The sequence below is a fragment of the Buttiauxella sp. JUb87 genome, assembly GCF_004361975.1.
Classification (GTDB): Bacteria; Pseudomonadota; Gammaproteobacteria; order Enterobacterales; family Enterobacteriaceae; genus Buttiauxella; species Buttiauxella ferragutiae.
On sequence record NZ_SNVY01000012.1, the window covers coordinates 80275 to 106827 of the forward strand.

Annotated in this window: 21 protein-coding genes, 1 other RNA gene and 1 pseudogene; 12 read left to right on the forward strand and 11 right to left on the reverse strand. The window is 51.3% G+C overall.

Going from position 1 to position 26553, the window contains the following annotated elements:
- Positions 1–120: 120 nt before the first annotated feature.
- Complete coding sequence (ydiK, locus tag EC843_RS22725; RefSeq protein ID WP_064547487.1) at positions 121–1221, forward strand: AI-2E family transporter YdiK; 1101 nt, start codon at positions 121–123, stop codon at positions 1219–1221.
- A 197-nt stretch (positions 1222–1418) separates the two neighbouring features.
- Positions 1419–1525, forward strand: an RNA gene (rprA, locus tag EC843_RS22730) — antisense sRNA RprA.
- A gap of 3 nt (positions 1526–1528) precedes the next feature.
- On the opposite strand, the gene gss is transcribed toward rprA, so the two are convergent.
- Both gss and EC843_RS22740 read right to left on the reverse strand, forming a co-directional pair.
- Positions 1529–3406: a bifunctional glutathionylspermidine amidase/synthase gene (gene gss / locus EC843_RS22735; RefSeq protein ID WP_133523099.1), complete on the reverse strand. Its 1878-nt coding sequence runs from the start codon at positions 3404–3406 to the stop codon at positions 1529–1531.
- An 86-nt stretch (positions 3407–3492) separates the two neighbouring features.
- The gene (locus tag EC843_RS22740; RefSeq protein WP_133523100.1) at positions 3493–5877 is read right to left on the reverse strand and encodes a glycoside hydrolase family 3 N-terminal domain-containing protein; all 2385 of its coding nucleotides are present in this window, start codon (positions 5875–5877) and stop codon (positions 3493–3495) included.
- Between the two features lie 312 nt (positions 5878–6189).
- On the opposite strand from EC843_RS22740, the gene EC843_RS22745 reads away from it, so the two are divergent.
- A complete protein-coding gene (locus EC843_RS22745) occupies positions 6190–7587 on the forward strand; it encodes a glycoside-pentoside-hexuronide (GPH):cation symporter (protein WP_064547491.1) in 1398 nt (465 codons plus the stop codon).
- Positions 7588–7726: 139 nt separating this feature from the next.
- Here EC843_RS22745 and ppsA read toward each other — a convergent pair whose 3' ends face one another.
- Positions 7727–10099, reverse strand: coding sequence for a phosphoenolpyruvate synthase (gene ppsA / locus EC843_RS22750; protein WP_133523101.1), 2373 nt, complete (start codon positions 10097–10099; stop codon positions 7727–7729).
- 348 nt (positions 10100–10447) lie between these two features.
- Between ppsA and EC843_RS22755 the strand changes: the two genes are divergently transcribed.
- From EC843_RS22755 to EC843_RS22790, 8 genes are all read left to right on the forward strand, one after another.
- Positions 10448–11281: a pyruvate, water dikinase regulatory protein gene (locus EC843_RS22755; protein WP_064547494.1), complete on the forward strand. Its 834-nt coding sequence runs from the start codon at positions 10448–10450 to the stop codon at positions 11279–11281.
- 158 nt (positions 11282–11439) lie between these two features.
- Positions 11440–12486 (forward strand): 3-deoxy-7-phosphoheptulonate synthase AroH, encoded by a 1047-nt coding sequence (gene aroH / locus EC843_RS22760; RefSeq protein ID WP_064547495.1) that lies wholly within the window; start codon positions 11440–11442, stop codon positions 12484–12486.
- A gap of 217 nt (positions 12487–12703) precedes the next feature.
- The gene (hemP, locus tag EC843_RS22765; protein WP_064547497.1) at positions 12704–12868 is read left to right on the forward strand and encodes a hemin uptake protein HemP; all 165 of its coding nucleotides are present in this window, start codon (positions 12704–12706) and stop codon (positions 12866–12868) included.
- A gap of 203 nt (positions 12869–13071) precedes the next feature.
- Positions 13072–15048, forward strand: coding sequence for a TonB-dependent hemoglobin/transferrin/lactoferrin family receptor (locus tag EC843_RS22770; RefSeq protein ID WP_064547500.1), 1977 nt, complete (start codon positions 13072–13074; stop codon positions 15046–15048).
- A 9-nt stretch (positions 15049–15057) separates the two neighbouring features.
- On the forward strand, positions 15058–16089 hold the full coding sequence (locus tag EC843_RS22775) for a ChuX/HutX family heme-like substrate-binding protein (RefSeq protein WP_133523102.1): 1032 nt from the start codon (positions 15058–15060) through the stop codon (positions 16087–16089).
- Positions 16086–16916 (forward strand): hemin ABC transporter substrate-binding protein, encoded by an 831-nt coding sequence (locus EC843_RS22780; protein ID WP_133523103.1) that lies wholly within the window; start codon positions 16086–16088, stop codon positions 16914–16916. The genes EC843_RS22775 and EC843_RS22780 overlap by 4 nt, the downstream gene beginning before the upstream one ends.
- 35 nt (positions 16917–16951) lie before the next feature.
- On the forward strand, positions 16952–17914 hold the full coding sequence (locus EC843_RS22785; protein WP_133523111.1) for an iron ABC transporter permease: 963 nt from the start codon (positions 16952–16954) through the stop codon (positions 17912–17914).
- Positions 17907–18686 carry a heme ABC transporter ATP-binding protein gene (locus EC843_RS22790; RefSeq protein WP_133523104.1) on the forward strand — a complete coding sequence of 260 codons (780 nt, stop codon included), beginning with the start codon at positions 17907–17909 and terminating at the stop codon, positions 18684–18686. The genes EC843_RS22785 and EC843_RS22790 overlap by 8 nt, the downstream gene beginning before the upstream one ends.
- Before the next feature lie 14 nt (positions 18687–18700).
- On the opposite strand, the gene selO is transcribed toward EC843_RS22790, so the two are convergent.
- The 7 genes from selO to btuC form a co-directional block, all read right to left on the reverse strand.
- Entirely contained in the window at positions 18701–20146 is a 1446-nt protein-coding gene (selO, locus tag EC843_RS22795) for a protein adenylyltransferase SelO (protein WP_121815508.1), read from the reverse strand.
- 64 nt (positions 20147–20210) lie between these two features.
- Positions 20211–20942 (reverse strand): EAL domain-containing protein, encoded by a 732-nt coding sequence (locus tag EC843_RS22800; RefSeq protein ID WP_133523105.1) that lies wholly within the window; start codon positions 20940–20942, stop codon positions 20211–20213.
- Between the two features lie 168 nt (positions 20943–21110).
- The gene (locus EC843_RS22805) at positions 21111–22085 is read right to left on the reverse strand and encodes a LacI family DNA-binding transcriptional regulator (protein WP_064547512.1); all 975 of its coding nucleotides are present in this window, start codon (positions 22083–22085) and stop codon (positions 21111–21113) included.
- A 135-nt stretch (positions 22086–22220) separates the two neighbouring features.
- Entirely contained in the window at positions 22221–22682 is a 462-nt protein-coding gene (locus EC843_RS22810; RefSeq protein WP_064547515.1) for an NlpC/P60 family protein, read from the reverse strand.
- Between the two features lie 79 nt (positions 22683–22761).
- Complete coding sequence (gene btuD, locus EC843_RS22815) at positions 22762–23508, reverse strand: vitamin B12 ABC transporter ATP-binding protein BtuD (protein ID WP_133523106.1); 747 nt, start codon at positions 23506–23508, stop codon at positions 22762–22764.
- Positions 23508–24056: a glutathione peroxidase gene (locus EC843_RS22820; RefSeq protein WP_133523107.1), complete on the reverse strand. Its 549-nt coding sequence runs from the start codon at positions 24054–24056 to the stop codon at positions 23508–23510. The genes btuD and EC843_RS22820 overlap by 1 nt, the downstream gene beginning before the upstream one ends.
- Positions 24057–24065: 9 nt before the next feature.
- A complete protein-coding gene (btuC, locus tag EC843_RS22825; protein WP_133523108.1) occupies positions 24066–25055 on the reverse strand; it encodes a vitamin B12 ABC transporter permease BtuC in 990 nt (329 codons plus the stop codon).
- 386 nt (positions 25056–25441) lie between these two features.
- Here btuC and EC843_RS22830 point away from each other — a divergent pair, with 386 nt between their 5' ends.
- Positions 25442–26386, forward strand: a complete 945-nt coding sequence (locus EC843_RS22830; protein ID WP_133523109.1) for a VirK/YbjX family protein — start codon at positions 25442–25444, stop codon at positions 26384–26386.
- 30 nt (positions 26387–26416) lie between these two features.
- Here EC843_RS22830 and EC843_RS22835 read toward each other — a convergent pair.
- Positions 26417–26553, reverse strand: a pseudogene (locus EC843_RS22835) (integrase core domain-containing protein); the annotation flags it as partial.

A 26553-nucleotide genomic window follows, 5' to 3' on the forward strand; every position in this document is an offset into this window, starting at 1 on the left:
ACATGCCTGACTGTTTTGTTCCTGTTAAAAATCCTGTAAATACATCATCATTATCGTTACCGCTTTGCGGTTTTAACGCAGGCACTTTGCCCGCGATCGGTTATTAAGGTGATTTTATCTATGGTTAAAGTCAGTCAGCCAAAGGATCTGCTGCAGATCTTGCTGTCGGTGTTGTTTATTTCGGTGATGATGATCGCCTGTATCTGGATTGTCCGTCCGTTTGTGCTCGGCTTCGCCTGGGCGGGGACAATCGTTCTTGCGACCTGGCCGTTGATGATCAGAGTGCAACATTTGTTGTGGGGAAAGCGTTCGCTAGCCGTACTGGTGATGACGCTTCTGCTACTGATGCTGTTTGTTATTCCGGTGGCGCTGCTGGTTAATAGCCTGGTGGATAACAGCGGCCCGGTTATTGAGTGGGCTACCAAAGGCAATATGGAATTGCCGAAATTTGATTGGCTCCATAGCATTCCGCTGATCGGTGACAGCCTTTACTCTGGCTGGAATACGCTGGTAGACAGCGGCGGCAGCGCCATTATGGCAAAAATTCGCCCTTATATTGGCAGCACCACGACCTGGTTCCTTGGACAAGCGATTCACGTTGGCAGCTTCCTGATGCACTGCGGCCTGATGCTGTTGTTCAGCGTGTTGCTGTATGCAAAAGGTGAAACGCTGGGCAATGGGATTCGCCATTTTGCGTTCCGTCTGGCAGGCAAACGCGGCGATGCCGCCGTGTTACTGGCCGGGCAAGCGATTCGCGCAGTGGCGTTGGGCGTGGTGGTCACAGCACTGGTTCAGTCGATATTGGGCGGCGTGGGTCTGGCGATTGCCGGTATCCCCAACGCCACACTGTTAACCGTGGTGATGCTGATGTGTTGCCTGGTGCAAATCGGCCCGTTGCTGGTGCTGATTCCATCCATTGCCTGGCTGTACTGGACGGGTGATAACACCTGGGGCACCGTGCTGCTGGTGTGGAGTTGCGTGGTCGGCACGATGGATAACTTTATTCGTCCGGTGCTGATTCGTATGGGTGCTGACTTGCCGATGATCCTGATCCTTTCTGGCGTCATTGGCGGTTTGATTGCCTTTGGCATGATTGGCTTGTTTATCGGGCCGGTTCTGCTGGCGGTTTCATATCGCCTGATTTCGGTGTGGATTCATGAAGCACCAGCCCCGCAAGACGACCCCAATGAAGTGGTTGAAGTTCTGGAAGAACGAGAATAACCGTCATTGAAACTTGTGTTGCTCCCTCAATCGGGGAGTAACACAAGCGTAAAGGTTAGCAATGCTTATCTATCCCTCCGCTTTTATCTTCCGCACAGAGTTTCGATTCGAGAAATGTGATCTTAATCGTTAACTATCCATTAACTATTGAGAGGAATCCGAGTGACGCTCCCAGGGGATATACCTACTATTACTTCACGGCTATGAATCAACGCATTGATTTATAAGCATGGAAATCCCCTGAGTGAAACAACGAATTGCTGTGTGTAGTCTTTGCCCATCTCAACGATGGGCTTTTTTTTGCGTGTTATTTAACAAAGTGCTCATCGCCAAGAATGCGCAGCGGATCGATATCGCTCTCTTTTTTTATCACAAGACTGTTCTCAGAACGGACGCACACCCCACCGTAATGCCCGCCAGTTGTAAACGTGCATAACTGCACATAACGACCAGCCACTTTAGGCAAGCACCAGAGTTGTTGGTAGATATTTTTCTGCCCGGAGAAGTTGCCGCTGGTTTCATCCAGCACTTGCTCCTGGTGACTAATCAGCCCGATATTATTGCCGCAACGTCCGGCGATCGGTTTGACGGCATAACCGCTTTGCTCAAGCGCTTTATTGACTTCGAAATCCGCATTCAGCAGGTAGCGGTGGTTCGGGAACAAAGACCAAAGCACCGGCAGTATCGCTTTGTTGCTGGGAATAATGGTCCATAGCGGTTCAAAAACCATCACTTCCGGGCGCAACAAGACATCAATCAACCTGACGCTATCTTGAGAATGCCCGGTACGAATCGGCAGCCCGGCGTAGGCGGCTTCACTCTCAGCGCGCAACTGGTCGAGTGCAGTTTCCCATGCCCACGTCTTCCACACGCAGTTAATCTGGCGATGCTCGCCGTCAACCAATTGCCCGGTGGTATCCCATTGCAGCTGATCCAGGCCATGCAGAATTTTACTTTCAAACCCCGCCTTCGCCAGAGAGCGTTGAACAAACTGCGCATGGTAATTCTCTTCCGCGTCGTTATCTTGCAGGATATGGACAAACGGACGCGCATAGCTATGTTTCCAGGTATTGGTTAGCGCATTAAACAAACGCTCACCAGGATCGCTACCTTCTGTCACACCCGCTTGCTGCGCCCATTTCGCCAGAATCAAACCGGCCTCGGTATGGCATGAGGCCGAATCCGCATTGTATTCGTACACTTTTAATCCGCGTTCATCCATGCAGAAGTCAAGACGCCCCGTCACCATATGATGGCGACGATTCTGCCAGGAGAGTCTCAGGCGCGGCCATAACACTTCCGGAATATCGAACAACGCCAACAGATCATTATCTTTCAGCACCTTGTCGGTGGCATGCAGATACATGAGATGCAGCTCATTGGTGGCGCGAATGAGTTCCTGTTCCGCACTGTGGGACAGCGTAAAGTAACGATACGGATTGGCATTAACAATGTGCCCTTCTTTGGCCTGAACATAGGCCAACTCGACCGGGTCCTGCTCATCCAGCCAGTGACTGGCAAACTGCCCTTTATCATCGACTTGCTGACAATGAATCGCCAGGCACTGGGCCGGAATTTCCGGTTGCGGCAGGCTGTATTGACTCTCCGCCGTCTGAATCATCCAGCCTAAGATCTCCGTATCATCGAAGGTGTCCTGAATGAAGTATTTCCCATCCTGATTGACCAAAACCAGTTCACGGGTCCATTGCTGGCCGACTGGCAGTGGATGATGGATGACGTTTTGCTCAGCGATCCTGACTTTATCGGCCAGAACCTGAGTAATCACTGCCACATGTCCGGTGTGGTCAAACTCGCCCCCTTGTTGCCAGACCAGCAATGAACCGGCGACTGGTGCGCGCTCACAGCCATTGGCAAACGCCTGAAGGGGAAGAATATTGTCATTGACGACCTGGCGCAGATAGCGCAACGAGAAGATTTCATATGCCATGCTGACATCGGTGAAAACTATCCCGTGATTGATATAAAGAAAGCGGCGCACGAACTCGACACACTGCCACTTATAGCCCATGTATTCGTGGTCCAGATAATGTCTGAACCACGTGTCATCCGGCCAGGCGTTGGGGTCAAGCGAATCGTAATTTGAGGAGTAAATGGCCACACCGCCAGGGGCATGGCCTAATAACGCGCCAAAAGGAGCATGGCTTTCTGAAGTGCTTACACTCATGACAACAGCCTTAGAAATTTATCGCTGCCATCCCGACAGCAAGGATAAGCATCAATCTTACGCGCTTCGTTCGGAAAAAAGGATCTTTACGCGAAAAAATGCTCTACCTCGCAATGACTTACCATTCGCCACTTCCCGTTGATGACCCGGGTGTCACCGGTGACCCGCACAATTCCCGAGCTTTTAATATCGCCACTTGATGCGCCAACACGAATCTCAAACTCGCCAGGCTCCACCACGCGTTCGCCATTGCGACGGGTGAAATTCAGCATATCGGTGGGAATATCAAAAGTGAGACTGGCACTGGCCCCTGGCTCAAGATGTACTCGCTGGAAAGCTTTAAGCTCCTGTACCGGCCGCACCATCGACGCCACTTTATCGTGCACATAAAGCTGCACCACTTCGCTGCCTGCCACCACCCCACGGTTGCTGACGGTCACGCTGACATTCACCACACCATTATCATTCGGCACCTCGTGACGGGAAAATTGCAGCGGGCTGTAGTCGAACTCAGTCCAGGTTTTACCAAAACCAAACGGATAACGGGAACCGAAGTGGAAGGCAAACGGCGTGCCGCCGCTTTTGAGTTTGTGGTTGTAGTAATACGGCATCGCGCCCGCACTTTTAGGGATGGAAACTACCAGCCGCCCGCCGGGTTCTGCGCGCCCTGTTAGCACGTCAGCAATGGCGTACCCACCTTCTTGCCCTGGCGCCCAGGCCATCAGTAATGCCGCAACATTGTCTTCCTGGCCGCCTAAATTGTAAGGACGCCCGCCGGTCATCACTACGACCACCGGTTTGCCGGTGGCAATCAGTTGGTCCAGCAATTGCTGCTGTACACCCGGCAACATCAGGCTGTCGGTATCTGAACCTTCGCCCACTGTACCGCTCTGGAATAAGCCGGATAAATCCCCGACACACAGCACCACAACATCGCTTTGTTGGGCGACTTTCACCGCATCAGGAATCAATGAAATGTCGTTTGAAACCGGAGAAGACTGCATCGGTTTGCCGCCGCTATCACCGGGGAAAACAGGCGCGCCAGCCATACGTTTTTCGATAATATGGCAACCTTTGGCATAACGGATGTTGTCGCTACCCAGTTGTTCGCGCAGTGCTTGCAGTGGGGTGACGACTTGTGAAGTTTGCTCCAGCATATCGCTGATGATCAAATGCACCGGGAAGCTATAACCACTGAGCAAAGCCAGCGGGTCGTCGGCCGTTGGCCCAATAACCGCCACGCGCGGCTGCCCTTTCAGCGGTAACGTTCCGTCGTTTTCTAGCATGGTGATGGAGCGTGTGGCGACTTCCCGAGCGATATTTTTTGTCGATTCACTTTGCAATACGACGCCGCTTTCATCGCGATAAGGCTGTTCAAATAACCCGAGGCGGAATTTCTCTTTCAACACGCGAGCGACAATCTCATCCACTTTTTCCATGGTGATTAAACCACGCTCAACGGCTTGGGCCAGATGGCGCGCGCAGTCATCTTTTGGTAGTTCCACATCCAGCCCGGCATTAAATGCCAGCGCCGCAGATTCTGCCGCATCGTGCGAAATACCGTGATGCTGATGCAGCAAACTCACGCCGCCGTAATCAGCAACAATCAGCCCATCAAAGCCCCATTGTTCACGCAACACGGTGGTCAGTAAGAATTCATCGGAGTGGCCAGGCTGGTTATCAATATCGTGATAAGCAGGCATCACCGAGCCCGCATTTGCCAGTTTTACCGCCATTTCGAACGGCAGCAGGAAGGTATCGTTTAATTCGCAAAAACCAAGATGGACAGGGGCATGGTTGCGCGCGCCTTCGCTAAATGAATGGCCGACGTAATGTTTTAGCGTTGCCAACAAGTCGCGATTTTTGCCCTGTAAGCCTTTGACATAGTGTGTGGCCATCATGCCCACCAGCCACGGATCTTCACCGAATGTCTCTTCGGTGCGCCCCCAGCGCACATCGCGTGACACATCCAGCACTGGCGCAAGTCCCTGATGGCAACCGGTCGAGCGGGCTTCTTCGCCAATCGCTGCCGCCGCACGTTCGATAAGATCAACATCCCAGGTGGAGCCGTAGTTGAGTGATGACGGGAACAGCGTGGCATCTTTGCACAGCACCCCGACTAAACACTCTTCGTGAAACAGGGCCGGAATGCCCAGCCGAGTCTCTTCAATCAGGGTTTTCTGCAAGCGATTAGCCGCACGGACACCCTCTTTAGCATCGACAATGTGGGTGCCTAACGGGCGGGTAATTTGCCCGACGCCCAGTTTCAGACGCTCGCCAAGTGCTGCTTGCTCGGTTACGCCAGCAAACTCATCGCTTAAATCGGTCCGTTCACGGTGATGGCCGTCGCTGGATAAAATCAGCCAATACGCGTGCATTTGGGCGAATTTTTCTTCGGCAGTCATACGCGAAAGCAGATCGCTGACACGTTCATGAATCGGGCGATGAGCTTGCTTATAAATGGCAGACATAGTGTTCCCCTTTCGAGTTCAGCGGTTTGCGAAAGTATCAATATGAGTGATGACTGAAGAGGCAAACAATTGTCAGAATAACCCGCAAGATTACGTTTTTTGGTTTTTAGCCATAAGTGTGACGTAATTCAAAAATATGCCAGAAAAATGAGGCTTTCAGGACGAAGCCGAGGCGATAAGAGATACCCCCGTCACATTTGATAAGAAACATAAAACACAAATGAAAAATTACAATACTCCTGCTCAGATTCACAATTTATAACTAGTGCTATCCGCGAGGTCTATATTCCGGCTCTTAATAAAGGTGAATACATGTCGGTGCTTACAGAAAAAATTACCAACAAAGAAAAAATGGGTTTTGGACTAGGTGATGCGGCAAGTCACATCGTGTTTGATTCTTCGGTCGCCATTCTGGCTTATTTTTATACCAATATTTATGGTTTGCCCCCGGCGGTAATGGGGACATTATTTTTAGTCGTCCGGGTACTGGATGCTATTACCGATCCTATCATGGGTGCGATTGCCGACCAGACCAAAACCCGTTGGGGGAGATTCCGCCCCTGGTTATTGATTATTTGTGTTCCTTTCGCCGTCAGTTGTGTGCTGGTTTATTCAACACCTGATTTCTCGCAGACCGGTAAAATTGTTTACGCCGTTCTGGCTTATATATTCATGACAATAATGTATACCGCAATAAATATTCCTTATTGCTCTTTAGGTGCGGCGATTACGTCGGATCCACAAGAAAACCTGTCCCTGCAATCCTGGCGTTTTGCCATTGCGCCAATTGGTGGTGCGATGGGTACAGCGTTGATTCTGCCACTGGCTGATTTTATTTCGCCGGGTGACAGAGCCGTTGGCATGCAGTGGGCAATGGGGATCTTCGGTGTGATTGGCTGCCTGATGTTCCTGGTGTGCTTTGCCACCACCCGTGAACGTATTACGCCGGTCAAAGAAGAAAACCTGAATATCCTGCGCGACGTGAAAATCTTATTAAAGAACGACCAATGGCGTATTCTGTCGGTTTATAACCTTGCGATGTTGTGTGGTGTCGTGGTTCGTGGCAGCCTGCTGGTCTATTTCGTGCAATATATCCTTCATCAAGGCAGCGGCATTATTTCGATGTTTATGCTGGCAACGACTATCGCGGCGGTATTTGGCAGCCTGTTTGCTAAACAATTGGGTAGCTGGATGTGTAAGATCCGCGCCTCAATATGGGTAAACGTGCTCAGTGCGGTGATCGGGTTATTATTCCTGGTGTTACCAACCGAATATTGGATACCGGCTTTCCTGGTGCATATCGTGCTTAATATCCTGCAAGGTATTAATGCTCCACTGCAATGGTCAATGATTACCGATGCTAATAACTATGGTGAATGGAAAACCCAACGCCGTATTACCGGTATGAACGTTGCGGCAAATATCTTCATCATTAAATTGGGTGTAGCGATTGGTGGTGCGTTAACCGGTTGGGGTCTTGCGTGGTTTGGTTATCAGGCGGGTGTGGAACAACAATCAGCCGAGGCCGTGCGTGGCGTACTGATTCTGTTTACTGTGTTACCGGCTATTTTCTACTTAATTACCGCTATCTCGATTCGTTATTACAAGTTAACTGAAGAGAGAATGAACAGTATTGTGAGCGACCTGCGTGTCGGCAAGTTCCAGAGTGAAAGTGAAGTCACTGGCGTGATGACGCCAAAAGCCTTGTAATAAACGATTGGTAGGTCGGGCAAGCGCAGCGCCCCCGACATAATCGACGACAATGGTGGATGACGCTGGCGCTTAGCCACCCTACAACTTATCCGACCTACAAATATTAAAGGCTCCTCAACAATGAGGAGCCTTTTTTTTACTTATTCGCTTCTGCCAGACTCAACCAGGTTTGCACCACGGTATCCGGATTCAGAGAAAGACTATCAATCCCCTGTTCCATCAACCACACCGCAAAATCTTCATGGTCAGACGGGCCTTGCCCACAGATACCGACGTATTTACCTTGTTTCTTCGCCGCTTTGATAGCCATCGACAGCAGTGCTTTTACCGCGTCGTTGCGCTCGTCAAACAGTTCGGAAACCACGCCAGAGTCGCGGTCCAGCCCCAATGCCAACTGGGTCATGTCGTTTGAACCAATCGAGAAACCATCGAAATATTGCAAGAACTCATCGGCCAGCAAGGCGTTGGATGGGATCTCACACATCATGATGATTTTCAGGCCGTTCTCACCGCGTTTCAGCCCCTGACGTTCCAGTTCTTCCACCACGGCTTTAGCCTGCGCGACGGTACGCACAAACGGCACCATCACTTCGACGTTCGTCAGGCCCATTTCGTTACGCACGCGTTTCATGGCGGCGCATTCCAGCGCGAAGCATTCACGGAAACTATCGGATACATAACGACCCGCGCCACGGAAACCGAGCATTGGGTTTTCTTCTTCCGGCTCATAACGCTCGCCGCCTACCAGGTTGGCGTATTCGTTAGATTTGAAATCAGACAGACGCACAATCACGCGCTTCGGCCAGAATGCCGCGCCCAATGTGGCAATCCCTTCAGTTAGACGACCGACGTAAAACTCAACCGGATCGTCGTAGCCTTTCATCATCTCGCGGATTTCGCTTTGCAATGCAGGCTCTTGCTGGTCGAATTCCAGCAATGCACGCGGATGCACGCCAATCATACGGTTGATGATGAACTCCAGACGTGCCAGCCCTACGCCTTCGTTTGGCAAGCAGGCAAAATCAAAGGCACGATCCGGGTTACCGACGTTCATCATGATTTTCAACGGCAGATCCGGCATGGTGTCGACGGTAGAACTTTTCACGCTGAAATCCAGCAGTTCGGCATAGACGTAGCCGGTATCGCCTTCAGCACAAGAAACCGTGACGTTCTGCCCCTCGCTCATGCGCTCAGTCGCGTCGCCACAACCCACTACCGCCGGAATACCCAGCTCACGGGCAATGATTGCCGCGTGACAGGTACGTCCGCCACGGTTAGTGACAATCGCCGCCGCCTTTTTCATGATCGGTTCCCAGTCCGGGTCGGTCATGTCGGTGACTAACACATCACCCGGCTGAATACGGTTCATCTCACTAATATCGTGGATCACTTTGACCGGACCCGCGCCGATGCGATGGCCGATGGCGCGCCCTTCAGCGACAATTTTGCCCTGAGCGTGTAACTGATAACGCTCCATGACCTGGCCCTGAGAACGCACCGTTTCTGGACGTGCCTGCACAATAAACAGCTTGCCGGTGTGCCCATCTTTAGCCCATTCGATATCCATCGGACGGCCATAGTGTTTCTCAATTTGTATCGCTTGTTTCGCCAGCTCCTGCACTTCATCCGCCGTGATGGAGAACTGGTCGCACAACGCTTGCGGAACATCTTCAATACGAACCTGTTTGCCATGTTCCTGGCTAGGTGCGTAAATCATACGGATTTTTTTCGAGCCCATGTTGCGGCGCACAATCGAAGGACGCCCCGCCGCCAAAGTCGGTTTGTGAACGTAGAATTCGTCCGGGTTGACTGCGCCCTGCACTACCATTTCGCCAAGGCCATAAGCGGAGGTAATAAATACCACCTGGTCGAAACCTGATTCGGTATCGATGGAGAACATCACGCCCGAGGACGCGAGGTCAGAACGCACCATGCGCTGCACGCCAGCAGAAAGCGCCACGCCACGGTGGTCGTAGCCCTGATGCACGCGGTAAGAGATCGCACGGTCATTAAACAGCGAAGCAAAGACGTGTTTTACGGCAACCAACACCGCGTCATACCCTTGCACGTTGAGGAAAGTTTCTTGTTGTCCGGCAAACGACGCATCCGGCATATCTTCGGCTGTCGCAGAGGAACGCACTGCGAAAGAAGCGTCAGCATCGTCAGAGGAAAGTTGTTCGTAGGCATCGTGAATGGCTTTTTCCAGCTCTGGCTGGAAAGGCGTGTCGATTATCCATTGGCGGATTTGCGCACCCGCTTTTGCAAGCTCGGTGACATCGTCAATATCCGTTTTATCCAGCAGTTCATAGATACGCTGGTTCACGCCACTTTGGTCAAGAAAGAAGTTAAACGCCTCGGCCGTGGTGGCAAAACCATTCGGCACGGAAACACCCATACCTGAAAGGTTGGTAATCATTTCACCCAGAGAGGCATTTTTGCCCCCGACCCTGTCTACATCATTCATGCCAAGTTGGTTGTACCAAAGCACCAGCGGTGACGAGTTGGACATCGAAACAATCCTTTTTGTGATATATGAATGGGTACCAGAAACACATTACATCCCTTTTAGATTGGCATAATTACTCACAGGAATGAAACCGGTGAATCGATCAAGCAAAATAAAAATTTGAAATTTTAAGATTTATTTACTTTTCACATAACTTATTGATTCTTAATTTAAACCCTATATTAATAATGGTTTAAGCTGATAATAAAAATGAACCACTCATTTCATTAAAAATAAAAACCACGTTTCAGTTTTAAAAATGAATTGAGATTGATCCATGAGGGGAAGTTTTAATTTATGCTTCAGCCAGAAGTCGTCACTTATCAGAGTTACCACTGACAGGATTGAAAAATGGATAGCACAGTAGACAGGCAAGTTTTTTATATCTCCGATGGTACCGCTATCACCGCCGAAGTGCTTGGGCATGCGGTGATGTCACAGTTTCCGGTCGCCATTAACAGTATCACGCTGCCGTTTGTCGAAAACGTCAGCCGCGCGAACGCCGTGAGAGAACAAATCAATGCGATTTACCAGCAATCTGGCGTGCGTCCGCTGGTGTTTTATTCCATCGTTTTACCGGAAATTCGTGACATTATTTTGCAAAGTGAGGGTTTTTGTCAGGATATCGTGCAGGCGCTGGTCGCCCCGTTACAGCAAGAATTGAAACTTGAACCGACGCCTATTGCCCATCGGACCCACGGTCTGAATCCGGGTAATTTAATCAAATATGATGCGCGTATTGCGGCCATTGATTACACACTTGCCCACGATGATGGCATTTCGATGCGCAATCTCGATCAGGCGCAGGTTATCTTGCTGGGCGTATCACGCTGCGGGAAAACGCCAACCAGTTTATACCTCGCCATGCAGTTTGGCATTCGGGCAGCAAACTATCCGTTCATCGCCGACGATATGGATAACATCCAATTGCCTGCAGTACTGAAACCACTGCAACACAAATTGTTTGGCCTGACTATCAATCCCGAACGCCTCGCGGCTATTCGTGAGGAGCGCCGTGAAAACAGCCGCTATGCGTCAATGCGTCAATGCCGCCTTGAAGTGGCAGAAGTGGAAGCCCTGTTTCGTAAGAACCAAATCCGCTATCTCAACAGTACTAATTACTCAGTTGAAGAGATGGCAACCAAAATCCTCGACATCATGGGGTTGAATCGCCGCATGTACTAACAAACTAGTGCAAGGGTGCGATTTTGTATGATAGGCTTTACGCAATCTGGTGGTCACGATTCAGTTGACGGTTGAATTCAACATAAATTGGTTTATCGTGACTGCCATCACTTCCCGGTACTTTTGCCGAGCTGAAGACAAAATTTCTGAGACACCCAATGAATAAAACAGATGAATTGCGCACTGCGCGCATCGACAGTCTGGTTACACCTGCGGAACTGGCACAGCGTTTGGCTGTGTCCCCACAAGTCGCACAAAACGTAACAGCCTCCCGTCGTCGTATCGAAAAAATCCTTAATGGCGAAGATAATCGCCTGCTGGTGATAGTTGGCCCTTGCTCAATCCATGACCTGGATGCGGCAATGGATTACGCCCGCCGTTTACAAGCCGCGCGTGAACAACATCAGCATCGCCTTGAAATCGTGATGCGGACTTATTTCGAAAAACCGCGCACCGTAGTGGGCTGGAAAGGTTTAATTTCCGATCCTGATTTGAACGGCAGCTATCGCGTGAACCATGGCATTGAGCAGGCGCGCCGTTTGCTGTTGCAGGTCAACGAGTTAGGTGTTCCAACGGCAACTGAATTCCTCGATATGGTGATCGGCCAGTATATTGCCGATTTGATTAGCTGGGGGGCGATTGGTGCGCGTACCACGGAGAGCCAGATCCACCGTGAAATGGCGTCTGCCCTTTCTTGCCCGGTTGGTTTCAAAAATGGCACCGACGGTAATACGCGTATTGCGGTTGATGCGATTCGTGCCGCCCGCGCCAGCCATATGTTCCTGTCGCCGGATAAACACGGCCAGATGACTATTTACCAAACCAGTGGCAACCCGTACGGCCATATCATCATGCGCGGTGGCAAACAGCCAAACTACCACGCAGCGGATATTTCTGCGGCATGCGATAGCCTGCACGAATTTGATTTACCAGAGCAATTGGTTATCGACTTCAGCCACGGCAACTGCCAAAAACAGCATCGCCGCCAGCTGGAAGTCTGTGAAGACGTTTGCAACCAGATTCGTAACGGTTCACGCGCTATTGCTGGTGTGATGGCTGAAAGTTTCATTCAGGAAGGCACGCAAAAAATCGTTGCCGGGCAACCATTGGTTTATGGTCAGTCGATTACCGACCCTTGCCTGAATTGGGAAGACACCAAAACGCTGCTCGATATGCTGGCTGACGCGACAGATAGCCGCTTCTGATATTTTGGTGGATGGCGCTTGTGCTTATCCACCCAACAACTGCCTTTCTGTAGGTCGGGCTAGCGTTAGCGACCCCCGACATTTCTTTAAACTCTCTCGTTCGCTCAAAATTGATCTATTCACAAATTTCCTACAAATAACACTTGATGGCGAAACATAGTTTATTGATAATGATTATCATTGTTGGATTGATTGTCATTTGTATATCGAGTGATACATGGAAAAAAACTTCACTGCTACGAATCCGCAATCTGCGGCCGTTCCCCGCCAGATAGACAGCAAGTTGTTACTCGGCCCTGACGGACGCGTGGTGATTGTTCACGAAGGCCAGCAATACCAATTACGTCAGACCCAGGCAGGAAAGTTAATCCTGACCAAATAAAACCCGTCATATTTCAAGCTGTAGGCGCGTTGGCTGCACTCACTTCCCCCAGTCACTTACTTATGTAAGCTCCTGGGGATAAGCTCCCTTGCCGCCTTCCTACAACTCGAATTATTTAGGGTTTATAAAACATAAATTACGCAAGCCACCCAGGTGTTCCCAAGGCAGCCAGCGATTTTAAATTTTCCTATGGAGATTTACGCATGCCTGCTTTACACACAGTCGGCTTCCGTCTGTCATTACTGACTGTTGCGGTATTTACTGCCCTGCCCACTTTCGCGAAAGATGACCAAATGACGGTGGTGGCTACCGGTAATGAACGCAGCACTTTTGAAGCGCCAATGATGGTCACCATCATTGATGCCGATACCCCTGAAGGCCAAACCTCTTCTTCCGCCGCCGATATGTTACGTAAAGTTCCAGGGATCACCGTTTCCGGTTCCGGGCGCACAAACGGCCAGGATGTAAGCATGCGTGGTTATGACCGCCGTGGCGTATTAATGCTGGTTGACGGAGTTCGCCAGGGGACTGACACCGGGCACCTCAACAGCACATTCCTTGATCCTGCGTTAATCAAACGAATCGAAGTGGTACGTGGCCCTGCGGCTCTGTTATATGGCAGCGGCGCACTGGGCGGCGTCATTTCTTACCAAACAGTGAATGCCAGCGATTTGCTGTATGAAGGCCAAAACAGCGGTTACCGTGTGTTTGGCACCGGTGGAACCGGCGATCATAGCGTCGGAATGGGCGCCAGCGCTTTCGGTCGCACCGATAACTTTGATGGCCTGGTTTCCTGGTCAAGCCGCGACCGTGGTGACATCAACCAAAGCAATGGCGAAACTGCGCCGAACGACGAAAGCATTAATAACTTCCTGACCAAAGGCACCTGGTTCATCGACCCTGCGCAGTCTCTGGCCGGTTCATTGCGTTACTACAATAACGCCGCTCAGGAACCGAAAAACCCACAGGTCACCACGGCTGATCCGAGCAACCCGATGGTGGATCGCTCAACAATACAGCGTGATGCGCAGTTGAAATATCACATTGGGCCAGAGCAAAGTGACTGGCTGAATGCCGATGCCACCGCTTACTGGTCTGAAGCGCGCATCAATGCCCAGGGCCAAACCGACGGGGCTGAATTCCGCAAGCAAACCACCAGCGGCGCAAAACTGGAAAACCGCAGCCGCCTGTTTACTGACAGCTTCGCCGCACATTTGCTGACTTACGGCGGTGAATATTACCGCCAGGATCAGGAGCCAGGCGGTAATACCACCGGCTTCCCGCAAGCCAATATCGATTTCGGTTCAGGCTGGTTGCAGGATGAAATTACGCTGCGCGACCTGCCAGTGTCCATTTTAGCCGGTACGCGTTATGACAATTACAGCGGCAGCAGCGATGGCTACGACGATGTCAATGCTGACAAATGGTCGTCCCGCGCGGCACTTTCCATCACGCCAACCGACTGGTTGATGCTATTTGGCTCTTACGCTCAGGCATTCCGCGCTCCAACCATGGGCGAAATGTATAACGATGCCAAACATTTCTCGATTGGCTCGCGTTACACCAACTATTGGGTACCGAACCCCAATCTGCGCCCGGAAACCAACGCCACCCAGGAAGTTGGTTTTGGCTTGCGCTTCGACGATTTGATGCTGGCTGACGACGGGCTGGAGTTCAAAGCGAGCTACTTCGGCACCCGAGCCGAAGACTACATCTCAACGACTGTCGATTTCGCCAAAGCGACCACCATGTCCTATAACGTCCCTAACGCCAAAATCTGGGGTTGGGATATGACCGCGAAATACACCAACAGCTGGTTCAACCTCGATCTCGCCTATAACCGTACCCAGGGCAAAGACGAAGATACTGGCGAGTGGATTTCCAGCCTGAACCCGGACACCGTAACCAGCATTCTCGACGTTCCGGTAGCCGAAAGCGGCTTCTCAGTTGGCTGGATTGGCACCTTTGCCGCGCGTTCAACGCATGTCAGCAGTGAATACAGTGAACAGCCAGGTTACGGCGTCAACGATTTCTACGTCAGCTATAAAGGCCAACAGCAGTTGCGCGGGCTGACGACTTCCCTGGTGCTGGGTAACGCCTTTGACAAGGAATACTGGTCGCCGCAGGGGATCCCTCAAGATGGCCGTAACGGCAAAATCTTTGTTAGTTATCAATGGTAAGGAAACGATATGACTCAGCATTATGAAAACTGGTTACAGCTCAAACAACAGCACCCGAAAAAATATGCCCGTGACATCGCAAAACTGATGAATATCAGTGAAGCCGAACTGACTCATGCCCGCGTCGGGCATGATGCCTGGCGCTTAAAAGGCGAGATCCGCGATATTCTCACTTCGCTGGAAAGCGTCGGTGAAATCAAATCCATTTGCCGCAACGAATATGCAGTACATGAGCACATCGGGCGTTTTGAAAACCAGCAACTGCACGGCCACGCGGGCCTGGTTCTGAACCCACGCGCGCTGGATTTGCGCCTGTTCCTGAATCAATGGGCGTTGGCCTTCCACGTTCGTGAAGAAACCGCCCGTGGCGAACGCCAAAGCGTGCAGTTCTTTGACCGTCAGGGCGATGCTCTACTGAAGGTTTACACCACCGACAATACGGATTTCAGCGCCTGGGGCGATGTGCTGGCGAAGTTTATCTATGCCGATAACCCAGCGCTTGAGTTGCAGGCACCAGAAGAAGTGGTGATGACGCCGACGGTGGATGGCCGCCAGGTGGAAGCCGAATGGCGCAGCATGAACGATGTGCATCAGTTCTTTAGTTTGCTCAAACGCCACCAGCTGACACGTCAGCAGGCGTTCCGTCTGGTTGCGGAGGATCTGGCCTGCCAGGTTGATAACAACGCTCTGGCGCAACTACTGGCAAAAGCCAAACAAGACCAAAACGAAATCATGGTGTTTGTTGGCAACCGTGGCGCGGTGCAGATTTTCACCGGTGTGGTGGAAAAAGTGGTGCCGATGGATAACTGGATTAACATCTTCAATCCACAATTCACGTTGCATTTACTGGGCGACACCATTGCGGAAAGCTGGGTAACCCGTAAACCAAGTGGTGATGGTTTCGTGACCAGCCTGGAGTTATTTGCCGCCGACGGCACGCAAATCGCCCAACTGTACGGCCAACGCACCGAAGGTGAGCCAGAGCAGCAACAATGGCGCAGCCAATTAGAAGCGCTGGTAAGCAAAGGGCTGGCTGCATGAAACGCAGGTTAATTGCCCTGTTTGCCTTGCCAGCGATTGTGTTATCGGCAATGGCCGCCGCCAATCAACGAGTAGTGACAATTGGCGGCGATGTGACGGAAATCGCCTTTGCTCTGGGAACGGGTGGCCAACTGGTCGCTCGTGACAGCACCAGTCTGCATCCGGCAGCCGCGACCAAACTGCCGGACGTGGGGTACATGCGCCAGCTCAATGCCGAAGGCATTCTGGCCATGCGCCCAACGCTGGTGCTGGCAAGCGCGCAGGCCAAACCATCGCTGGCACTGGAGCAAGTCGCCAGTAGCAAAGTCAAAGTGGTGACCATTCCAGCGAATAACTCGCTGGCAGGCATCGATGAGAAAATTGATGCGGTCGCTCAGGCGATGGGGAAAACGACGCAGGGTGCGGCTTTACGCCAACAAGTGCACAGCAAACTGGCGTCGATTCCTGAAAAACCACTGCCGGTAAAAGTGCTGTTTATCATGAGCCACGGCGGGATGACTGCGATGGCCGCTGGGCAAGAAACTGCGGCAGATGCCGCCATTCATGCCGCCGGTTTGCAAAATGCGATGCAGGGTTTCAAACGTTATCAGCCGATGTCCCAGGAAGGTGTGATTGCCAGCCAGCCACAGTTGGTTCTGATCACCGCCGATGGCGTGAAAACGCTGGGTGGGGAAGATAATGTCTGGAAATTGCCCGGCCTCGCACAAACGCCCGCAGGCAAAACTCGCCAGTTGTTGATCGTCGATGATATGGCGCTGCTCGGTTTCGGCCTGCAAACGCCAGATGCGATTCTTGCGTTACGGACTAAAGCGGAGCAACTACCTTGATACGCCGGCCCCTGCCCCAACGCGCGCTGTTCGCCATGGTTTTGGCGTTACTGGCGCTGTCTTTGGTTGCTGCTAATTTAGGTGCCATGCGCCTTTCCATTGCGGTGTTATGGCAAGCGCAGGATGAAGCGCTGCGCCATATCTGGCTCAATATTCGCCTGCCGCGCGTGTTGCTTGCCACGCTGGTTGGCGGCGCACTGGCACTTTCAGGCTGCGTGATGCAGGGGCTGTTTCGCAATCCACTTGCCGATCCGGGTTTACTCGGCATCAGCAGTGGCGCGGCACTGGCGGTCGGATTTTCGGTGGTTTTACCGTTGGCGCTTCCCGTGGTGTTGGTATTATATGTACCGATGATGGCGGCGTTTCTCGGCAGCCTTGCCGTCACGCTGGTGATTTTCTTCCTCAGCCGTCAGGGCAACAATAGCCTGTCTCGCCTGCTGTTGGTGGGCATCGCCATTAATGCCCTGTGCGGTGCAGCGGTCGGCGTTTTATCGTGGATCAGTAACGATGCTCAATTGCGCCAACTCTCGCTGTGGGGAATGGGTAGCCTGGGGCAAGCGCAGTGGTCCACGTTACTGGCAACCGCCTCGTTGATTATTCCAGCGGCAATTGTGATTTCGTTTCTGTCCAAACGACTCAACCTGTTGCAGCTTGGCGATGAAGAAGCGCATTACCTGGGTGTGGATGTCAAAAAAACCCAACGTCAGTTACTGATTTTAAGCGCGCTATTGGTCGCCGCGGCAGTGGCGGTAAGCGGCGTGATAGGTTTTGTCGGCCTGGTGGTTCCGCATCTGGTACGGATGTGGCTCGGTGCCGATCATCGCTGGTTGATCCCCGGTTCAGTGCTAGCTGGTGCGATGTTACTGCTGGTTGCTGACACGCTGGCACGCACGCTGGTCGCGCCTGCGGAAATGCCGGTGGGTTTGCTGACCAGCCTGCTGGGTGGCCCGTGGTTTTTAGCGTTGATATTCCGCCAAAAGAGGGAAAGTGATGGCTAATCTTTTGCAGGCGCACAACGTCACCTTGCGCCTGGGCGCAAGAAAATTGCTCGATGACATTAATCTGACGTTGACGGCAGGTGAAGTGGTGGCGTTAATCGGCCCAAACGGTGCAGGAAAGTCCACGCTGTTACGGGTGCTCACCGGTTTTCAACCCCCTGAAAACGGTGAAATTAGCCTTGCCGGACGCGCAATAACGGAATGGTCAGGTGAGGCGTTATCCCGTAAACGTGCGGTGATGCGCCAGCGTAGCGGGATGGCATTTAGCTGGGCGGTAGAAGACGTGATTGCCATGGGACGTGCGCCCTGGCCTGAAAAAGACACCAAAAGCGTGGTGCAGGAAGTGATGGCACTGACGGGTTGCGATGCGCTCGCCGGACGCGATTTCTGCCAGCTTTCCGGTGGTGAACAACAGCGCGTGCAACTCGCCCGCGCACTGGCGCAGTTGTGGCATAACGGGCAACCTCATGGCTGGCTGTTTTTGGATGAACCCACTTCCGCGCTGGATTTGTATCATCAGCAACATATTTTGCGTTTGTTGCGCCGTTTATCGCTGATGGGCACGCTGTCGGTTTGTGTGGTGCTGCATGATTTGAATCTGGCCGCGCTATGGGCCGACCGAATTGTGTTGTTGCATGAAGGGAGGCTGGTGGCAAATGGCACGCCGCAGGAAGTGCTGGATGAATCGACGCTACAGCATTGGTATCAGGCAGATTTGCGGGTGTTCAGTCATCCCGAACACCCGGTGCCACAGGTTTGGTTGAAGCAGTGATCAACTAAAACTCACTAACTCGAACAACTCACCTCTAACCGTTTGCCCCAGTCCGGTGGGCGCTGTGTGACATCGCCCGAATGATCGGCAAACGGTTGTTGCAACGTTTCATGCAGCTGCGCCAGAACACTCACATCTCCCTGCTCTGCCGCGTCAATGGCGCGCTGAGCCAGCCAGTTGCGTAACACTACGGACGGATTGGCGGCTTTCATCATCTGCTGGCGCTGTTCGTCGCTTATCTGCTCGGTTTGCAGACGCGCCCGGTAACGGGTAAACCAGCTATCAAAACCCTCACGGTCGATAAACTCATCGCGCAATGGCGAGCTGGCTGAGTGTTGCTCGGTCAGGCTTAACATCCTGAAGGTCCGTGTGTAATCACTGCCCTCTTTTGCCATCAGGCCGAACAACTCGGTGAGGATTTCGTTATCCGCCGTTTGTTCCGTCAACAAGCCCAGTTTGCCGCGCATTAACTCACCAAACGCTTTCATCAAGGCGAACTGATAGTGGTCGAGAATTTCATTCAGCCATTCAACTGAAATAAACGGTGACAGGGTTTGCGCCAGTCGTTGCAGGTTCCACAACCCCACGGCAGGCTGATTATCAAATGCGTAACGCCCCTGATGATCGGAATGGTTGCAGATAAAGTCAGGCTGATAATCGTCGAGAAAACCGTACGGGCCGTAATCCATCGTCAGACCCAAAATCGACATATTGTCAGTATTCATCACGCCATGTGCGAAACCGACAGTTTGCCAGTGCGCAATCATCTGCGCGGTACGCTCGACCACATCACGGAACCAAAGCTGATATTTATCCGCTTCATCGACAAGCTGTGGCCAGTGATGAGCAATCACGTAATCCGCCAGTTGCTGGACTTTCTGTGGCTCACGGCGGTAGTAAAAGTGCTCGAAGTGACCAAAACGTGCATGGCTTTGCGCCACACGGATCAGCATCGCACCTTGTTCGGTGGTTTCACGTTGCACCGGCGTGTCGCTGGTCACAATACTCAGCGCGCGGGTGGTGGGAATATTCAGCCCGTGCATCGCTTCACTGGCGAGAAATTCGCGGATGGTGGAACGCAATACTGCGCGGCCATCGCCCATGCGCGAATAAGGTGTCAAACCTGCCCCTTTCAGGTGCCAGTCAAATTTACGCCCGTCAGCCAGTTGCTGCTCACCCAGCAAAATGCCACGCCCATCACCCAGTTGTCCGGCCCAGACACCAAACTGATGCCCGCTATAAACCTGCGCGAGTGGCTGCATACCCGGCAGCAGCGTTTCGCCGCTCCAGATACCAGAATGAGATTCGTCAAACAGTGAGGCATCAAGCCCCAGATCGTTGGCAAGCGGACGGTTATAATAAAATAGTCGGGCATTATGCAGCGGCGTAGGTTTTAACGCCGTGTAAAAGCCGGGCAGTTCGTCGTGCCAGCTATTGTTAAATTCAGGGTTATTGGTCATGGAACCTCCTGCCGATAGTGTAGTGCTTGTGTGACGATTTAAACACGGCACGTTGGCAGGGGTATTAGTTCAAAGATGGCGAATTCAGGTGAAACCACTCTTCCAGCTTTGCAGGTGCAATTCCCGGCCAGAGATTTCCTTGCATGGCAAAAGCGGCGAGAGAAAGCACTTTCTGGCGAGCAGCTTCGTCATCAACTCCGGTAATTATCAGAGTCTGACAAAACGGAGAAAGCTGCGCGAGCATGGCTAACATAAATGGCTCGAAAGAGCGTTGTTTAATTTGTTTATGAATAAATGTTTTATCCATAAATACACATTTAAATAGCCCATCAAAGATCGGTTTACTGGTCGCAATTCCTGCACCAAAATTATCCAACGCTAATGGATAATGCTTAGAAATTGACTTTAAACGGACATTTTCATTACCGCGATTTAGCTCGGGAAAGTTCTCATTGATGGCAAACTCAAGGAACGAAAGCTGTGCCAGACGTGCAATCAACCCGGCATCGGCCAAAATTGCATCAACGATTACCGCGTTTATATTCACCCAGACAGTGATACTTTGAGTCTTAAAGAACGTTTGATAATTTTCAAGTAATTCTATTTGCTCGTTGAATAATATTAATTGCTGTTCCGATTTAATAACCGGCGCAACTAATTCTGTTGGAATACGTACCGGAGCATCAACCCCAACAAAATTCACTATTAGTTCAACGCCTAACACCTCACCGTCTGGTAAGTAAACCGGCTGAAAATAAAAGTCCGAACGATATTGTGTATCGAGATTCAGAATCATGATGCCAACCGTTTAGGTAATGGGGTGGATGGCATCGTGACACGATGAGCATCCAGCGTTAACTGGATTGATTTTATTGTAATTAAAGACAAGTTCATCCCTGAATGTTTTATCATAATCTTCTTTGAAGATAATGATATTATCCTGGATATCTCAATATCGCCAGTTTTAGCGAATTTGGAGAATGGAACCTCGGTGGATTATCTCCGGAGAAAACGATTGATTCTCACAATGCTTATCCAATAATTTCCGGATAGCATAGCTCGCCATTTCGGTTATTGGAAAATGAACACTGGTTAATGCCGGGCGAACAAACGGCGCTCGTTCACCGCTGTCATAACAAATAAGTGAGATATCCTGGGGAATTCTCAGACCATGTTCGGTGATGGCAAGCATCGCACCTATCGCCAGTTCTTCATTGCAACAATAGAGTGCCGTAGGCTGAATATTTTCAAGCAGTTGTGAGGTAAGTTGGTAGCCTGAGGGCATGTCGTACTCCCCTCCCAATACCGCAGCAGGTTTCAGTTTTGCTTTAGACATGGCATCCATGAACCCCTGCTTGCGCAGCAGGCTGGATGTACGCCCGCTCGGACCATGCAGGCAGGCAATCGAGGTGTGCCCGGCATCAATAAACACTTGAGTCGCAAGCGCACTCGCCGCACGGTGATCAAACACCACACATCGCTCTTCAAGCCCCGGAACGTCACGGTCTAAAACAATGAATTTGTGATCCCGCTCAGCCAATTGATAAAGCGTTTCATCGCTGATGGCGCGCACGTGCAGGACCAGGCCATCGCAACGCAGATTAAACAGGCGTTGGATAGCGTTTAGCTCCTTCTCTGCGGTGTCGCGCCCTTGCGTCACCAATAGCTGCTTGCCATGCAACTCAGTTTCACTCTGTACGGTGTCCATCAGCGCACCAAAAAAGCCGCCACGATAGGAAGTAGTGACAAGCCCTAAGGTATTACTTTGGCTTGAGGCTAAGGCGCGAGCCGCCGGATTCGGCGTATAACCCAATTCAACAATCGCCGCTTCGACTTTAACTCTTGTCTGCGCTTTGACTTTGTTGTCGCCATTCACCACGCGTGAAACGGTCGCCCGGGACACACCTGCACTTGCGGCAACATCTTCCAGAGTAACCATAAACTATCCTTTCGAGGGGGCGTGATGCTGCCAAATATTACCTGAAATTATGGGTTGTACCTGGGTTAACCACGGAATTGCTGAAGAGTGTCACGTTTAGGGCCAGTGACTGGCCCTAAGACTGGGAAAATTGCGCTAGATGCGGCGGGCCTGCCAAAACTTTTTACGCCAGTAAACGTTATCCAGCGAAGAACGCATCACACCACGGCTGGTTGAGGCATGAATGAATTGGTTGTCCGTGTCGTAAATCCCCACGTGCAGACCACTTTCACCAGCGCCTGTTTTAAAGAAAACCAGATCGCCTGGCAGTAATTCGTCTTTATCAATTTGCGTGCCGATTTTCGCTTGCTGGCGGGTTTCACGCGGCAGCTGTAGCTCGAAGCGGTCACGGAAGGTCACCGAAACAAAGCCGGAGCAGTCGACACCACGGCGGCTCATTCCGCCATAGCTATAGGGAGTGCCACGCCAGCCGTTGAGTTGATCATTGAGCCTGGCAATAACCGTTATTGAATCGGACAAACGAGAATTTGGTGGAGGCGCATGGCTGCTACACCCTGCGAGTACCAGACATGCCACAACAATTATCCATAAACGCATTCAGGCTAATCCTCACCCGTTTTAAAATTTCCAGTAATTTAGCGCTTTCCCATGATTTGGTGCAAGTATTCACCATCACCTACAATGGGGCTATTAGCATACTATGCCCTTCTATCTGCAATCGACGGAAGTGCATGTTATAAGCTGTTGCTAAATGTTGCGGCGAGAGCACTTCATCCCGATTGCCTTGTGCAATCATTTTACCCGAGCGTAATAACCAGACGGTGTGCGCATGTCGCAAACTGTGATTTAAATCGTGACTGCTCATGACCACGCCGATACCGGCTTCGCAAAGTGCCATCAGGATTCTATCCAATGCGGTTTGCTGCGCGACATCCAGACTGTTCATCGGCTCGTCCAGTAGCAGCAGACGCCCCTGCGGGTTGATTTCTGGATGAATCTGCAACACCACAGCGGCTAAGCGAACACGTTGCCATTCCCCACCCGAAAGCTGGTTCACACTGCGTGTGAGTTTGTCCGCCAGCCCCAAATCTTCGACCAGCTTGAGCATGACCGAATCGGAGGGGGTGACTGACTGGTGCAGTTGCAGATAATGCCAAACGGGCATCGAAAATGGCGGCATTTGTTGCTGAGAAAGATAAGCACGCTGTTGAGCCAGTTGCGTTGGCTGCCAGTCGCTGAGATTGCTCCCGGCAAACATAATTTTCCCGGCACCCGAGCTAAGCCCTGCGGCACGCATCAGCAACGTGCTTTTGCCCGCGCCATTTGGCCCAACAAGATGGACCAGTTCGCCCGTTTGAACAGCGGCGGAAATGGGCCCAAGCCGCTCCGCCACCGCGACATCATTAAGCTGCAACAACGTCATTACTTCGCCAGCGCCGACTTAATAGCATCAACAATAGTGACGTCATCAGGCGTCATATCCGGTGAAAAACGTTGAATCACCTGACCATCGCGGCCAATCAGGAATTTTTCGAAGTTCCAGAGAATATCGCCAACATGGGCCGGTGCGCGGCCTTTGCTGCTCATGCGCTCAAGAAAACCGCTGCCTTCAGGTGCAACGGCAGCCGGTGCGGCGGCAACCAGTTTTTTGTACAGTGGATGACGGTTTTCACCATTAACGTCCAGCTTGCTAAACATGGGGAATGTGACGCCGTAGGTCATGCTACAGAAGGTTTTGATCTCTTCTTCGCTACCCGGTTCTTGCCCCAGGAACTGGTTGCATGGGAAACCCAGCACCGAGAAACCTTCGTGCCCAAGCTCTTTTTGCAGGTTTTCTAATTGTTCATATTGCACTGTCAGGCCGCACTTAGAGGCAACGTTCACCAGCAGTAGCACTTTCCCTTTCCAGTTTTCGAGCGTTGTCGCTTCACCGTCAATGGTGGTTACTTCAGTGTTTAGAATGTCTTGCATTACGACCTCTTAGATTGTTATTTCCCCAGCCTTTAATAATAGCCAGATAAATACAGGTGCGCCTAACGTTGCCGTCACGACGCCTATAGGTAATTCGGCTGAAGCCAGTGCCAGACGCGCAATAATGTCAGCACCGAGTAATACAGTGGCACCGGCTAGTGCGCTCGCGGGTAGCAAAATCCGATGATCGGTTAACCCTTTGAGCCGTAACATATGAGGGATAACGAGGCCGATAAAGCCAATAGCTCCTGCCAGCGCGACACTCACCCCCACCAGCCATCCGGTGGTAATCACCAGAATATTTCGCCAAAGCCAGACGGGTAAGCCCAACTGGCGAGCCGATATTTCGCCAAGAGCCATTAAATTCAACGGCGCGTAGTTGCGACATAACCACAGCATCACGGGTGGCAGAGTTATCATCAACCACCATTGCCGCCAGTCCACGCCACCAAAGCCGCCCATCATCCAGTACATTAACTGACGCAAATCGAGGCTGGTACTGAAATAGATAGCCCAGGTCATTAAAGCGCTACAGATAATTCCCAACGCCACGCCAGCAAGCAGCAGGCGGCTGTTTGAAAGGTGACGCTTTGCAAAGCGCAGCAAGATAAACGTGATAACCAACGCGCCGAATATTGCGCAGATCCCTAACGCCCAGCTCGGTAGCATCCCTTGCCCAAGCAACACCGCAGCCACTAGCGCCACCCCCGCGCCATTAGAAACGCCAAGTAGCCCAGGCTCAGCCAATGGATTTTCAAACAGCGCCTGCATGATGGTGCCAGATACCGCAAGTGCCGCCCCGACCAGCAGAACAGCTAAGGTGCGCGGCATGCGAATCTGCCAGATAAACAGCTGCGCATCTTCACGCATCCAGTGTTGCGGGGAAAACCACTGCTCTCCGGCGCACAGACTCAATACAGCCATTCCCAGCATGGTGGAAAATAAGGCGAGCAGCCAGAGGCGTTCGTGACGTTGTTGTCGTTCGACAAAAATCTGCATCTGGAGGGGGGCGTCCGATTTAAAATCATTCATGCGTCTGATTTTACGGGGAGTATCCGTAACACGACAAGCTTTAAAGGAAAGCTTTTTCTTTGGGGTGAGATATCCATGAGGCTACTCACTCAATGTTATACAGGAATTAAACAAATAGCAGATCGTAGAAAAAATATAATTTACAACCGCCACTAAATAATAAACACCAGAAATTTACCTGGAAGAAATAATATCGTTAGAATACTAAAAATAACAATAAATTCATGTAATTATAAAAAACACAGGAAACCTAAATATTCTCTAAACGAAAGTAAAAATATAAACCGGCAGGTAATAACCATTCCAGATAACAGGGCTTAAAATAAGTACAAATCTATCAGGAGATAATTACCGTGTCGGACAACACACTGCTAAATACCTATCTGCACAAACCACGCAGAAATATCATTTCAGACCTCATTGCAGGAAAATTGCTCCCGAGCACGATTTGGCATAAGCGTAGTTACCGCTTCAAATTTATGCTGCGCACAGCGCTGTTCTACACACCAACATGTCGCATGCTTGAAAAGCTTGGGCAGCGTTCTGATTTTGAACAAATGTTGAAAGCGCAAGTCACCCTGCCCAGCAAGCCTCATCGCCAGTATTTAGTTCGCGGTTTAAACGCAAATCAGCGAGCGGATGCGGTGATCAGCCATTATCAATTCGTGGACGGATTACCTTCGCGACAACTCGCCGCGGTATTAACCTCAGTGTCCGAAACCCAACTGGTCACGTTCTGCGGGAAAGATGACAGCCAGTTTACCCTTTCCGCCTGCTGCGCAAAAAGCGCCGAGCGTGAAGGTGAAAGCACCATTTGGTTGCGCGATGGCAATGAAAATGTGATCGCCAGCCTGACTTTTAGCGTTATTCGTGAAAACGACCAATGGCATCTGGTGATTGGCGGCTTACAAGGGCCAAGAAAGCAAATTTCTCACGACGTGATTAAACAAGCGACTCGCGCCTGCCACGGTCTGTTCCCTAAACGCGTGATCATGGAGTTTATTTGGCAATTTGCCGCCCAGACGAATATTTCGGGGATTTATGGCGTCAGCGATAATGGCCACGTTTTCCGCGCGTTGCGTTACCGCTTGAGCAAGGGCCGGCATTTCCACGCCAGCTATGATGAGTTCTGGCAATCAATTGAAGGGGTGAAACAGAATAGCTGGCGCTGGCAATTACCTCAGCAATTAGAACGTAAAACACTTGAGAGCATCGCGAGTAAGAAACGCGCGGAATATCGTCGCCGTTTCCAGTTACTTGATGAGATGGCGGAACAGGTAGCCAAACTGGCTGCTTGATAGGTATTGTTTACACAGTGACTAGTCCTGCTATAGGTTGACACTTTTCGGCCTTACAACGCCCGATGAACCTCATCGGGCGTTTTGTATTTTAGCGACAGATGTGGCCGCCGCGTGTTGTAGATTTCCACCGACTCCCTGACCATCTTTCTTGCCTGTCCGATATC

What these genes read in the sequence shown, in the direction of transcription:
- ydiK (WP_064547487.1), top strand. Translation starts at nt 121, where the DNA reads ATGGTTAAAGTCAGTCAGCCAAAGGATCTGCTGCAGATCTTGCTGTCG.
- gss (WP_133523099.1), bottom strand. Translation starts at nt 3,406, where the DNA reads ATGAGTGTAAGCACTTCAGAAAGCCATGCTCCTTTTGGCGCGTTATTA.
- EC843_RS22740 (WP_133523100.1), bottom strand. Translation starts at nt 5,877, where the DNA reads ATGTCTGCCATTTATAAGCAAGCTCATCGCCCGATTCATGAACGTGTC.
- EC843_RS22745 (WP_064547491.1), top strand. Translation starts at nt 6,190, where the DNA reads ATGTCGGTGCTTACAGAAAAAATTACCAACAAAGAAAAAATGGGTTTT.
- ppsA (WP_133523101.1), bottom strand. Translation starts at nt 10,099, where the DNA reads ATGTCCAACTCGTCACCGCTGGTGCTTTGGTACAACCAACTTGGCATG.
- EC843_RS22755 (WP_064547494.1), top strand. Translation starts at nt 10,448, where the DNA reads ATGGATAGCACAGTAGACAGGCAAGTTTTTTATATCTCCGATGGTACC.
- aroH (WP_064547495.1), top strand. Translation starts at nt 11,440, where the DNA reads ATGAATAAAACAGATGAATTGCGCACTGCGCGCATCGACAGTCTGGTT.
- hemP (WP_064547497.1), top strand. Translation starts at nt 12,704, where the DNA reads ATGGAAAAAAACTTCACTGCTACGAATCCGCAATCTGCGGCCGTTCCC.
- EC843_RS22770 (WP_064547500.1), top strand. Translation starts at nt 13,072, where the DNA reads ATGCCTGCTTTACACACAGTCGGCTTCCGTCTGTCATTACTGACTGTT.
- EC843_RS22775 (WP_133523102.1), top strand. Translation starts at nt 15,058, where the DNA reads ATGACTCAGCATTATGAAAACTGGTTACAGCTCAAACAACAGCACCCG.
- EC843_RS22780 (WP_133523103.1), top strand. Translation starts at nt 16,086, where the DNA reads ATGAAACGCAGGTTAATTGCCCTGTTTGCCTTGCCAGCGATTGTGTTA.
- EC843_RS22785 (WP_133523111.1), top strand. Translation starts at nt 16,952, where the DNA reads ATGGTTTTGGCGTTACTGGCGCTGTCTTTGGTTGCTGCTAATTTAGGT.
- EC843_RS22790 (WP_133523104.1), top strand. Translation starts at nt 17,907, where the DNA reads ATGGCTAATCTTTTGCAGGCGCACAACGTCACCTTGCGCCTGGGCGCA.
- selO (WP_121815508.1), bottom strand. Translation starts at nt 20,146, where the DNA reads ATGACCAATAACCCTGAATTTAACAATAGCTGGCACGACGAACTGCCC.
- EC843_RS22800 (WP_133523105.1), bottom strand. Translation starts at nt 20,942, where the DNA reads ATGATTCTGAATCTCGATACACAATATCGTTCGGACTTTTATTTTCAG.
- EC843_RS22805 (WP_064547512.1), bottom strand. Translation starts at nt 22,085, where the DNA reads ATGGTTACTCTGGAAGATGTTGCCGCAAGTGCAGGTGTGTCCCGGGCG.
- EC843_RS22810 (WP_064547515.1), bottom strand. Translation starts at nt 22,682, where the DNA reads ATGCGTTTATGGATAATTGTTGTGGCATGTCTGGTACTCGCAGGGTGT.
- btuD (WP_133523106.1), bottom strand. Translation starts at nt 23,508, where the DNA reads ATGACGTTGTTGCAGCTTAATGATGTCGCGGTGGCGGAGCGGCTTGGG.
- EC843_RS22820 (WP_133523107.1), bottom strand. Translation starts at nt 24,056, where the DNA reads ATGCAAGACATTCTAAACACTGAAGTAACCACCATTGACGGTGAAGCG.
- btuC (WP_133523108.1), bottom strand. Translation starts at nt 25,055, where the DNA reads ATGCAGATTTTTGTCGAACGACAACAACGTCACGAACGCCTCTGGCTG.